Source organism: Candidatus Desulfolinea nitratireducens, assembly GCF_982879505.1.
In genome coordinates, this window is the sequence record NZ_CEYOSI010000009.1 from 1 (window position 1) to 12,581 (window position 12,581).

At 50.0% G+C, this 12,581-nt stretch carries 10 protein-coding genes; 4 read left to right on the forward strand and 6 right to left on the reverse strand.

All coding sequences use genetic code 11. The features are described from left to right. Positions 1–98: 98 nt before the first annotated feature. Entirely contained in the window at positions 99–1,073 is a 975-nt protein-coding gene (locus AC3DOM_RS01500; protein WP_487917253.1) for a substrate-binding domain-containing protein, read from the reverse strand. A 400-nt stretch (positions 1,074–1,473) separates the two neighbouring features. Then, on the reverse strand, positions 1,474–2,178 hold the full coding sequence (locus tag AC3DOM_RS01505; protein ID WP_487917254.1) for a hypothetical protein: 705 nt from the start codon (positions 2,176–2,178) through the stop codon (positions 1,474–1,476). 219 nt (positions 2,179–2,397) lie between these two features. Between AC3DOM_RS01505 and AC3DOM_RS01510 the strand changes: the two genes are divergently transcribed. The 4 genes from AC3DOM_RS01510 to AC3DOM_RS01525 all read left to right on the forward strand — a co-directional run bounded on the left by AC3DOM_RS01510 (position 2,398) and on the right by AC3DOM_RS01525 (position 7,963). Next, complete coding sequence (locus AC3DOM_RS01510; protein ID WP_487917255.1) at positions 2,398–2,979, forward strand: TetR/AcrR family transcriptional regulator; 582 nt, start codon at positions 2,398–2,400, stop codon at positions 2,977–2,979. A gap of 119 nt (positions 2,980–3,098) precedes the next feature. After that, entirely contained in the window at positions 3,099–4,832 is a 1,734-nt protein-coding gene (locus AC3DOM_RS01515; RefSeq protein WP_487917256.1) for an ABC transporter ATP-binding protein, read from the forward strand. A gap of 118 nt (positions 4,833–4,950) precedes the next feature. Next, complete coding sequence (locus AC3DOM_RS01520) at positions 4,951–6,750, forward strand: ABC transporter ATP-binding protein (RefSeq protein ID WP_487917257.1); 1,800 nt, start codon at positions 4,951–4,953, stop codon at positions 6,748–6,750. Positions 6,751–6,910: 160 nt separating this feature from the next. Next, entirely contained in the window at positions 6,911–7,963 is a 1,053-nt protein-coding gene (locus AC3DOM_RS01525) for an acyltransferase family protein (protein ID WP_487917258.1), read from the forward strand. 49 nt (positions 7,964–8,012) lie between these two features. Here AC3DOM_RS01525 and AC3DOM_RS01530 read toward each other — a convergent pair whose 3' ends face one another. The 4 genes from AC3DOM_RS01530 to AC3DOM_RS01545 form a co-directional block, all read right to left on the reverse strand. Continuing rightward, a complete protein-coding gene (locus tag AC3DOM_RS01530) occupies positions 8,013–8,462 on the reverse strand; it encodes a hypothetical protein (RefSeq protein ID WP_487917259.1) in 450 nt (149 codons plus the stop codon). Positions 8,463–8,529: 67 nt separating this feature from the next. Further along, positions 8,530–9,045: a pantetheine-phosphate adenylyltransferase gene (gene coaD, locus AC3DOM_RS01535; protein ID WP_487917260.1), complete on the reverse strand. Its 516-nt coding sequence runs from the start codon at positions 9,043–9,045 to the stop codon at positions 8,530–8,532. Continuing rightward, on the reverse strand, positions 9,046–11,568 hold the full coding sequence (gene recG, locus AC3DOM_RS01540) for an ATP-dependent DNA helicase RecG (protein WP_487917261.1): 2,523 nt from the start codon (positions 11,566–11,568) through the stop codon (positions 9,046–9,048). Positions 11,569–11,624: 56 nt separating this feature from the next. Then, complete coding sequence (locus AC3DOM_RS01545; protein ID WP_487917262.1) at positions 11,625–12,455, reverse strand: DegV family protein; 831 nt, start codon at positions 12,453–12,455, stop codon at positions 11,625–11,627. Positions 12,456–12,581: the final 126 nt, after the last annotated feature.

Consider the following 12,581-nt stretch of genomic DNA (forward strand, 5'->3'; position numbering starts at 1 on the left):
TTGCTTCGCTTCGCAATCTCCGCTCGCACGAGTGCCCTTAAGGGTAAATTCACATCATGTAGTTTATGCCACTTCCAATTTTTCTTCATTTAATTCCTTTAATAGATGATTTGCTCGCCGCTATGTGCGACGTTGTAACCAGTGAGAGATTGCGCGGTGACTCGGAAGGCCTTTGTTTGAATTACTTCGAAGAGCGGAGCTGCGGTTTTAGCGTGGACTTCGGGAACAACTAAATCGAAGCGTTCTTCAAAAAGGGGGAGGAAATCAAGTTCGGATTGCAGCGCGGCGGCTTGTAAACCAATAGCGGCATCTGCATGACCTTGCTGCACTTTTTGTGCGGCTGCAGTATGCGTGGTAGAGACATTATCATACCCATTAATTTCTGCAACAGGAATATTCTCTTCACGTAATTTTTCATCCAGCCAAATACGCGTCCCTGAACCAGCATTGCGATTTGCAAAACGAATATCTTCCCGCGCAAGGTCACTCAAATTACGAATTCCCATCGGGTTGGATGGCGCTAGGATCAGCCCCTGCACACGATGGGCCAGCGTCACCACCTGCAAACTCCGCTGAGGAAAAATTCGGCTGAGGTAAGGTGTGTTATAGTCGCCGCTCTTATCCAGCAGATGCGCGCCACTCAGATGACAAAGCCCCTGCCGGAGATTGATCAGCCCATCCAGTGAACCAACAGGATATAAAATAATGTCAAGGGTAGGGGATAATTTTTCGGCAATTTTTTCAATGACCAGATCATGACTGCCTGCGAAAAGAAGTGCGGGGCGATCCCCCTCAGGCAGGATCAATTTTTGAATGAGGAAGGCACCCGCTTTGGCACGATAAAATTTTTCAGTGACCGTGCCACGCACGCGGATTTCGCTTTGCTCCACCAAATCAGCATCCACCAGTTTTTGGATGTGATGCCGCACCCGCGCTGGCGATTGACCGAGTCTCTGCCCAAGCTGTGTAAGCGTAGCTGGTGCATCCATCAGCCACTGCAAAATCTTCATCCGGCGAGCGTCAGCAAGGAGCCTGGTCTGTTCAAAGGAGGTGATAGAGGTAGCTTTTTTCATGGCATTTAAGTTTTTACTTAACTGCACTGAATATAGCACAAGAGAGAAAAGGCGGCAAGGCTTTTTGTGATAAACTCGGTAACTACTCAGTCTCCACCAGGATGGAAGCCCTTCGGGCTAGGAAAAAAAACGGGTTTATCCGACTTTCATGTCATAAGGCAGGGATTAACGTGTAACCTAAAGGGCTTTTGCCCGAAAGGGTATCCCGCACCGATCCCTTATCCGCAACTCAGGCTTTCCAATGTCGACCTAAAAAAAGATTGACTGATTTATTTAAATTCCAGAATTTAATCTGGAAAGGAAGATTAACAAGAAGACACCCTGAGAATTTTCAGGGTGTCTTCTTGTCTGTTTAGAAAGGTTGGATTGAGTAAAGCAATTATTCCGTTTCTTATTATGTTCACCTCCACGGGGGTTGATTATCGTCTCTGGAACTGGCGCTCAATCCGACAGGATGATAACTCGGTTCAGATTGGGATTCGTTACGCGAGTTCGCTGAATAGGTGGCCTGCTTCGGGGCAGGCCGAAAAGTTTGTCGAGCTGGACTCTGGGGCACTGATTTATTGTTACGAGTGAAGCTTCTCTTCTGGGAGGGCTGATCTGCCATACTAAAAATTCGCTCTCCGGCAATGGAGAAGGCTCCAATGATCAGGACACGCGTCAGCCAAACAACGAGCGCGACAAATATAGGGACGGCTTTGGTCAGTGTTGCCTGGGTTACTACAGCGCTACCCAAGGCCGGATTTTTGAGCATCGCAACAGAGACTCCCCACCAGGTGAGCATCGCATTCATCGCGGCGGCGAGAAGCCAGGCCCCGAAAAGATACCAGACTTCGGCAGGTTCATCGCTGCCTTGTTCGGGCGTGAAGAGCCGGGCAACACCTGCAAAGTCTATGCCGCAAAAGGCCAGCGCAAGGATGGTAGCCCAGCGTACGCCAAGAAAACGCAAATCGCCCAATAAATCTCGCAGAGCGAAGTCGGTTGATCCAAAGTTAAAGATCTCAAATGAGAGCAACGCACCAAGCAGGATAAAACCAAATAGTTGACCTCGTTGAAGGTTGCCTTTTGGGAGAGATGAGAATGGTCTGATAGAAGTTTTGTTCATGGCTGCCTCCTTTATTTTGGGTAAAACGCCATGTGTAAAAAGGATTGAAGCTGGGATAGCTACAATATAGAACAGTTGTTCTAAAAAGTCAAGAGGCAAAACCCTTAAAGATTCATTACAATAATTCTTATGTCTTTCTTATGTCAACTCTCTTGACCTTCAATAGGGAAAGGGCTATAACTTACCATACGTTCAGTAAGTTTAGTTTTGGAGAAGTTTATGACCCCTCACCCACGTGTCGGGCGCGATCACATACTTGACATTGCCGAAACTCTTTTTACAGAGCACGGTTATAAATCGGCCTCGATCCGCGAGATCGCCCATGATTGTGGTGTTACAAACGCTGCCATTTATTATCACTTTCCCAATAAAGAAAGCTTATTTATGGAGGTGATGCAGCGTCACGCCGAACGTTTGCATGATCAAATGACTCTTGCCGGGGCAAATATCGATTCCCCGCGAGAACGGATTGTCGCTATTCTGACCACCTATGTGGATACCATCGCAGGCCAGCATGCGCCAATCTTCATGCTGCGCAGAAACATGAAACACCTCAAGGCTCCTGGATCGCATCGAGGGCTGTTGATGAAATCCATCAGCCAGCCGCTGATCGAAGCGATAAAACTCGCTCAGCAATCTGGTCAGATCAAAAAGAAACCGAATCCAGAAGAAGCTGCTGCGCTACTTCTTGGCATGCTGCATGGACTACAGCATCATGCCGCTGGTGGAGAGGGCAAAAATATCTCGCAAAATGACGCCCAAATGGCTGTCGATTTGTTTTGGGACGGAATTAAAAAATAATAGGACGCGAATTGTACAGATCAGACTGATTTACGCAGATTTTTTAAAATGCTTTACCTATGAAAATCTGCTCAATCAGCGAAGATCCGCGTACAATTCTTAATTAATAAAGGAAAATAATGACTGGAATTAAACGAACATTCACGTATCTGCAGAAATATCTGCTACCAACCGCAGGCGCATTGCTCAGCCTCCTGCTGGTCAATGCCGCCAACCTTGTTTCCCCCAAACTTTTACAACGCCTTATCGATGATGGTATTTCTGATCTCAATATGGACGTGGTTTGGGGGGTGGTCATTGCTCTCATTGGCGTTGCTGCGGTACGCGGCATTTTCAATTTCTTGCAGGGCTATCTTGGCGAGGTCACATCACAGGGTGTGGCCTATGAATTACGGAACAGCATCTTTGAGAAATTGCAGAATCTAAGCTTCTCTTATCATGATCGTTCACATACCGGCAAATTAATGACCCGGATGACCTCCGACGTCGAGTTGGTGCGCATGTTCCTTGGGAGCGGATTATTGCACCTTGTTTCAGCCATCTTTTTGCTGATCGGTACAATAGTGATGCTCTTTACCTTGAATTGGAAATTGACCTTATTGGTTATGCTCATTCTCCCCGGCGTAGGGTTGATTTTTATGATTTTCGTAAAAAAGATCATGCCCATGTCGCGCATTGTGCAACAAAAGTTGGGAACACTGAATACTATTTTGCAGGAGAATCTGGCCGGGATGCGGATCGTCAAGGCTTTCGCACGCGAAGGGTATGAGATCGAGCGTTACGGCACAGCCAATATTGACCTGCTGGATGCGAATATCTCGATGATCAAACTTTTCACCGCCTTTTTCCCGCTGGTCTTTTTTATGGGAAATATCGGCATGGTCATCGTCATCGGCATGGGCGGACTCTTAGTCATCAACGGTACCCTCACCCTTGGCGAATTGGTTGCCTTTACTGGCTATCTGATTTACCTCCTGATGCCAATGTTTATGATGGGAATGATCGGGGCGATGCTTTCGCGCGCAGAGGCATCCGCACAGCGTCTCTTTGATGTGCTGGATGCCAAATCGGAAGTGGAAGATGCTCCTGATGCAATCAGCCTGCCCAAAGTCGAGGGGCGGGTCGAACTCCGGGATGTGCGCTTCCGTTATATCGGTGCCGAATCAGACGTCGTCAAAGATCTGAGCTTCGTCGCTGAGCCAGGAGAAACCATTGCCATTCTCGGCCAAACCGGCGCCGGGAAGTCATCCATCATCACCCTGATCCCTCGCTTCTATGATGTCTCCGACGGGGCTGTCCTGATCGACGGGAAGGATATCCGCGAAGTAACCCTCGATTCGCTCCGCTCGCAGATCGGTATCGTACTTCAGGAAACCACCCTTTTCACCGGCACGATCCGAGAGAATATCGCCTACGGGCGCCCCGAAGCAACGCTTGAGGAAGTGACTGCCGTGGCGCAGGCTGCCCAGGCACATGAGTTTATTTTGGAACAAGCAGAAGGATATGATACTCCCGTTGGCGAGCGTGGCGTTGGGCTTTCCGGTGGCCAAAAACAGAGGATTGCCATCGCCCGCGCACTGCTGCTGGATCCGCGTATTCTCATAATGGACGATTCCACTTCATCGGTGGACGCAGAAACAGAATATAAAATTCAGCAGGCCCTCGAGGAGCTGCAAAAGGGACGCACGACCTTCATCATCGCCCAAAGGATCAGCACCGTTCGCAGCGCAGACAAGATTTTGCTGCTCGATAAAGGCGCTTTGGCCGCTGAAGGCACACATAAAGAATTACAGGAAACCAGCGAACTGTATATGGAAATTCTTGAAACGCAGTTTGCCGGGCAAGAAGACTAACCAGTTCCTGAGCGGAAGGCGACTGCTTTTGAGCCTGTAGTCGAAGGACGGCTTTATAATAACGCTCTTCGACTGCACTACGCTCCGCTCAGAGACTGAAAAATCAGGAGCAATCATTATGATGCACGGAATGCAACGTGTTGCACAAACAGAAGAAGAACACGCCCAAAATACCGGGCAGGTAGTCTGGCGTCTGGTGAAATACCTGTCGCCCTATAAAAAATATGTGGCAGCGGCCTTTATTTTGGTATTGGTGAATGCCGCCTCCCAGGGACTTGGACCGATGCTGATCGGCCGCGCCATTGACGGAGCGATCAGCCAGGGCGATAAAGCCGGCTTGCTCAAGACCGTTCTCACCCTGCTCGGTGTCTATACCATCGGGATGTTTGCAATGCGATTCCAGATCTATACCATGTCTACTGCCGGACAAAAGGTCCTCGCAGATTTACGTGACGAGGTCTTTAAAAAGCTGCAGACCCTGCATCTGCAATTTCTGGAAGGCAGCCAGGCCGGGGACCTGATGAGCCGCCTGAGCAATGATATCGACGCGTTGAATAATTTCTTCAGCCAATCACTGGCCCAAATGGTCGGCTCGCTCTTTGCGCTGATCGGGATCATGGTGGCCATGCTTTTCCTTGAATGGCGGCTGGCCCTGGTTGCGCTGGTGGTCATTCCAATCGCACTCTATGTAACCAAATTCTTCTCAAGCTGGTCACGGCGTGCCTTTCGGAAAACCCGTGCCACGATTGGTGATGTCTCAGCTGAAATGGAAGAGCAGGTTTCCGGCGTAAAAGTGGCCCAGGCCTTCAATCGCACCGAGCGAAATGTCGGCGAATTTGCCAAACGGAATGCGGCCAATCGTGATGCCAATGTCAACGCCAACGCAATCACATCTGCCTTTGCTCCCGCAATGGATGTTCTCTCCACCCTCGATCTCGCCCTCGTCGCGGCCTATGGTGGGTATCTCTCGATCATCGGTGCGATCACGATCGGTACTGTGATTGCCTTTATCCAATATGTGCAGAACTTCTTCCGACCGATCCAGACCGTTGCCCAAATGTGGACAGTTGCCCAATCCGCTTTTGCAGCGGCTGAACGAATCTTTTCTCTTTTGGATAAGGAAATTGAGCTGGCGGATGGCAAAGAGACCATGCCCCGGATTGAAGGAAAAGTCAGCTTCGAGGATGTCAGCTTCGCCTACGATTCAGACGTGCCCGTGCTTGCCTCCGTTTCAATGGAAGCCTCCCCCGGCGAGACAGTTGCCATCGTCGGCCCAACCGGCGCGGGGAAGACCACCATCGTCGGTTTGCTGGCGCGCTTCTACGATGCTGAAAAAGGTCGTATCCTGATCGACGATCATGATCTGCGCGATGTAAGTCAATTTAGTCTGCGCTCCCAAATGGGGACGGTCACCCAGGATCCCTTCCTCTTCTCTGGTTCTGTGATGGACAATATCCGCTATGGGAGGTTGGATGCCTCCGACGAGGATGTCGTCGCTGCGGCTGAAGCGGCAAATGCCGATAGCTTCATCCAAAAGATGTCTGAAGGCTACCAAACCGAAGTCGGCGAGCGTGGCAGCCTGCTCTCGCAGGGACAACGTCAACTGATCGCCATCGCCCGAGCCGTTCTCGCCGATCCCCGCATCCTGATCCTGGATGAGGCAACCGCCAGCATCGATACCCGCACCGAGAAGCTCATTCAGGGGGCTCTCGACAAATTACTGAAAGGCCGCACTTCCTTCGTAATTGCGCACCGTTTATCCACTGTTCGAAACGCCGATCAGGTACTCGTTCTCGATGAGGGCCAGATCGTTGAGCGCGGCAAGCATGCGGAGCTGATCGCACAAAATGGTCTCTACGCTGATCTCTATAGCCGTCAGTTTTATACCCCACCCGGCGAAACGTCCCTGGCTATATAACTTATTAGATGCAACGCACTTTGGAAGTGCGTTGCATCTAATATCTAACACAGGAACCCGTTCCCTTGAAGGGAACGGGTTCCTGTATTTTGACTTATAATCTTTGTATAATTCGTCCTGTTCGCCTAACGTGTGCCCGAAAGGGTAATCGTGATTAACCATGCAAAAAAGAGTTCTATATATCGACATCGCCAAAGGGATCGGCATCCTGCTCGTTGTGCTCGCGCATAACGATCTGAGCGGCTATCACCCTTATCTGCATCGCTTCATTTATGCTTTTCATATGCCCCTGTTTTTCTTTTTATCGGGGATATTTTTCAAGCCAGAGCGCAAATTCAAGGAGCTATTCAAACGCCGTTTTGATGGCCTGATCAAGCCACTGATTTTCGTCATTCTGCTGATCTACGGCATCTCGGTCTTCTTCGGAAAAATGAGCTTCGCCACAGCTGGCGGTCGCCTGCTCAAATCCTTCTATATGACCGGCCCTTATCTCAACTGGGTTCAACTCTGGTTTTTACCGATCCTCTTTCTGAGCAATCTCTACGCATATTTCTTCTATAAAGTCACCAACCCGATCTCAAAAAAATGGATTCGTTGGACAATCCTGCTGATCACTTTGTGGATCGGGACTCTGATCCTGCCCCATACCTGGCCCCTCGAAATAGAGTTATTCGGCAAGTCCCTGACCTTACAAGGTGCGCCCGCCAACGTGGACCTGGTCTTGCTCGCAGGATTTTTCTTTATTCTCGGCCGGGAGATTTACCAGAATATCCCCGAAGATTTTTTCTCTTCGAAAATCACCTTCTTTGCCTCGGCGATTCTCCTTTTTGGGATGGTCACCTTCCTCGATATCCCTGTGGATTTTAATATCCGGCTCTACACATCTCTGCCCCTCAACACGCTCGAAGCCATCGCCGGGATCATCTTTATCCTCTCCCTTTCCCGTCAGATTGAGTTGTACTCAGAAAAACTATCCCGACTCTTCAAATATATCGGAAGTCTGACATTAAGTATTCTTGTTTTTCACGTCCCGATCCAGGAGATGGTCAATAATAAACTCACACCCTATATCGGCCAAAATGATCTGACTGTTCTGCTCGCCTTCCTCGCCGGAGTTCTGGGGCCGATCTTTATTCACGAATTCTTTATCAGACCAAATCCACGCGTTGGCGCCTGGTTTGGGTTGAGCAAAGCAAAACTGGCAGAAAAATAAAAATAGCCATCGCAAATGCGATGGCTATTTGATTCAGCATCCAAAACGATCACTTCTTCTGATCCTGCAAAGCCCGAATTCCATTATGCACCTGGTTGAGCAGGCGGCTCAACTCATCTTCCACACGAGATAAAGTTTCAACCACATATGCATCTGCATCATCCCGGGTTGCTTCTGCATCTGCCCGAGCCTGATTCAAGATCTGCTCGGAGCGGCGGGTAGCTTCCTGAGTAACCATATCTTTGGCAGTCAACTCACCAGCTTTTTCTTCAGCCAGCAAAGTGGTGCGAGTCGCTTTTTCTTCCGCTTGCGCAAGAATGCGCTCACTCTGGTTGAGTAGCTGCTGGGCCTTCTTCACCTCTTCTGGAATGGCGATCCGCATCTGGTCGATAATATCCAGCATACGATCTTCATCCACGACAACATTATGAGTGAAGGGTAAGGCGCGACTTTCGTTGAAGAGTTCTTCGAGACGGTCAATTAAATGCAGAATGTCCATATATCTTTCTCCACTGAACAGAGGAACACCATAATTCTATCTTATTTTTCTCTCTTGTGGGGCAAATCTAATCGCGGACCGCATTTGGGACATCGTGATTCCCCACCGAACTGATCTTATTCTTCAGAGCAAGACCTACATGAGGCGGAACCATACTTGAAACATCCCCGTTAAGCATGGCGATCTCTCGCACAGTAGTTGACGAAAGAAAAGTATGCTCTTCGTGTGTGATGAAGGCGACACTTTCAATATCCTCTGCCAGACGGCGATTTGCCAAAGCCATCCGAAATTCAAATTCAAAATCAGAGAAGACACGTAAACCACGCACGATTACCTGAGCGTCTGCCTCGCGGCAGGCATCCACTGTAAGCTTAGAATAACCAGTTACTTGAATATTTTTTATATCGGCAAAGGCCTCTTTAGCAAGCGAGATGCGCTCGTCAGGAGAGAAGAGCAGGGTTTTCAGCGGACGATCGTAGACTGCGATAATTAACTCGTCAAAGACGTTCACTGCGCGCATAGCAATATCTATATGTCCATAATGGATCGGGTCAAAAGTACCTGGAAAAAATGCGCGTACCATTTAGCTTACATCTCCTTTGCTGCCACCCCAGAAGCGATCCAACGCCTCGCCGAGCAATTTATGTTCTTCCTTTTCCAGGTTCGCGTCTTCGCCAAAAAGGGCCTGGGCACGTTCGCGGGCTTTTTCGATCAATGGGAGATCGGTGATACTCGCCATCCGCAAGCCAGATCCATAACCTGATTGACGAGTTCCCAAAAATTCACCGGGGCCACGTTGCTGCAAATCCCGCTCGGCGAGAACAAAACCATCATTACTCTCAGCCATCGCCAGCAACCGTTCGTTTTCGGTATCGTCATCATTGGTTGGGATGAGCAGACAGTGGGATTGTTCGAGCCCACGCCCAACCCGTCCACGTAGCTGATGAAGCTGGGCCAGCCCGAAACGGTCGGCCCCCTCGATCAACATCACGGTCGCGTTCGGTACGTCCACGCCGACTTCGACCACTGTTGTCGCGACAAGGATATCGTATTCCTTCGCGCGGAATTTCTCCATCGCCTCGTCCTTTTCGGCGGGCTTCATCCGCCCGTGCAAAAGACCAACATTCAATTTTCGGAACACTTCGGCCTGCAAGGATTCATGTTCTTTCACGGCGGCGCGGGCTTCGATCTTTTCGCTCTCTTCGACCAGAGGATAAATGATAAAAGCCTGGCGTCCATCCAGCACCTGGGCGCGGATCATCGTATAAGCGCGTTCGCGTTCGCGCGGTTTGAGAACATGGGTCTCGATCGGCTGACGTCCTTCCGGCATCTCGTCCATCACAGAGATATCCAGATCTCCATGAACGGTGAGGGCCAGCGAGCGCGGAATAGGGGTGGCGGTCATCACCAGCAAGTGCAGATTTTCTCCCTTTTCGCGCAGGGCAGAACGCTGCTCCACGCCAAAGCGATGTTGTTCGTCGACAATTGCCAATTGCAGATCCGTGAATTGAACAGGACCTTCGATCAGGGCATGAGTCCCGACGACAACCTTGATGCTGCCATCTGCCAGCCCGGTGCGGATCTCCTCTTTTTCAGCTTCGGGGGTATCACCGATCAGCAAGCGGATCTTCTCCGCAGACAGGCCGCCTTCACCATTGGTCAACATTTGGCTCAGGCTGCGATAATGCTGTTCGGCCAGGATGCTGGTTGGGGCCATGACTGCTGACTGGGCATTGGCATGCGCAATGACCTCAACAGCCATAGCAGCGACAACTGTTTTCCCTGAACCCACATCCCCCTGTAAAAGACGATTCATCGGGCGTCCAGAGCCAAAATCCATCACAATATCAGAAACAGCCTTTTGCTGAACACTCGTCAGGGTAAAGGGCAATGCATCTGTGCGGGATTTTAACCATTCATCTGGCACATCAAAGATGCGCGCAGTAACGGATTGCCAATCCCGTTTTTGGCGTAAAACGCCCATTTGCAGGAAGAAGATCTCATCAAAGGCCAGACGCTCACGCGCCAGACGTAAATGATCCTGTGTTTCTGGAAAGTGGATATTCAATATGGCAGTGTTCAGACTGGGTACTTTGGCGGCATAGCGAACACTCTCAGGCAGGTGATCCGTCAGTTTTGGCGCCCAATAGTTAATCACCTGATTCATCAGAGTGCGCAGCCATTTCTGGGTGATCTTTGCAGTGAGCGGATAAATCGGCACGATCCGATTTGTATGCAAATTTTCAGTTTCGACCAACTCCCAATCCGGGCTATTCATCACCAGCCGCCCCAGATACTGGTCAATTTTTCCTGAAACAGATATCGCCAGGCCCTGTTTAAAACGATTGGTCAACCAGGGTTGATTGAACCAACTCAGGCGCAAGGCCCCGGTTCCATCACCGATAACGACCTCGGTAATATGTGATTTTCCGCCACGGATCGGTCGCCCGGTCACGCTTTGGACCGTGCCGATCACCGTGACCACCTCGCCATACCAGAGCGATTTGATCGGTTTTAGTTGGCTATAGTCATCGTAACGGCGCGGGAAGTTATAGAGCATATCTTCCAGCGTATACAACCCCAGTTGTTCGAGCGTTTTAGCGTTTCGGGGTCCAACTCCCTGTAAAACAGTGAGAGATGCATTTAATGCGACCGGTATCTGGCTGCTTTGTGCTCCGGGTGTAGATTCAGAGCGGGCCGGCGCGGGACGATGGGCAGGCTTCGGTTTTGGGGCATCTTTTTGTTGAGGAGGGGATTCCGGCTGAGGCGCAGATCCCACTTCTTGTGTGGGAGGCTCCGGTGGGGTTGAAGCAGGCTGAGGCTTCGTCTGGTTCGTTTCCTTATCCCCAACTTCAGGATGTTCTTTCTTGACACGATTCCAAATCCCCAGGAGGGTTACTTTTCTCGATTCCGGGCTCAGACGGCTATAGTCGCGCAATCGCCCGGCAACTGCCTGGATGGTCTCCTCTTTGAGACCATCGTTGCGGGCGTCAGATTCCCAGTAGTCCAGCATTTTTGCTAGACCGCCGATGATGGCGCTATCGTTATAACCGTTTTCAGCTTCCAGACGAAAAAATTTTCGTAGTTTTTCCAATGATGACTGCATGGGTGTATTTTATCACGGGGTTGGTATAGCGTTGGGCCTAAGACCCACCCCTGCGATTATTTTCGCACCACCGCAAACCCCACCCCGTTTGGCCCAAGATGTGCGCCGATGGCGGTGGTGACATTAAGCAATAATGGTTTTTCTGGCAGAATGGGATTGAACTCTTTGAGAAATTTGCGTGCCCGGGTTTCAGCATTGGTATGCAGCACAGCAAGCCGCTCGATGGTCCCCATCTCATGCGCCATCTCCAGCAAACGGATATTTGCCAATCTGGTGGTGCGCACTGCGCCTAAATTTTCAACGCGCCCATGGGTTAATTCAATTAAGGGCTTCAGGTTGAGAGCTCCCCCAATGCGTGCCTTGGCCCAGGAGACCCGTCCACTACGGCGTAGATATTCAAGGGTATCCAAAACAGCGATCAGTCTGATCCGCCCCTGAATACCCTTGATAAGACGCGTAATTTCTTCGATTACTGCGCCGCGAGAAATAGCTTCAGCTGCGGCCAGGACCTGGAATCCACACCCAAGGCTGAGCTGTTCGCTATCAACGACCTGAACCCGTTCACCAAAAGATTCTGCTGCCAGGCGGGCTGCATTGAAGATACCACTCAATTTTGAGGAGGCATGGATGGAGAGAATTTTTTCTGCACCTGCGTTAGAGAGTTTTTCATAACGCTCCATAAAACTACCCGCTGAAGGAGCCGCTGTCGTTGCGGGTACTTTAAAAGAGGGCATCCGTGTGTAGAATTCCTCGCGGGTGATCCCTTCGCCATCAATTAAACTCTTACCATCTATGACAAGGAGCGCGGGAACAACTTCGATTTTATATTTTATGACCAGGGCAGCGGGAATATCGGCTGTGCTATCGGTGACTATGCCTATTTTCATAAAAGATGCTTTCTTATCGGACGATCTTTATTATGGGCGTAATAACTTTAACACGAATTACTTGAATATGCGAATATCACGAATTTAGGAAGTGGCTAAATGCGGGGTGACGTTATTGCGAAGCAG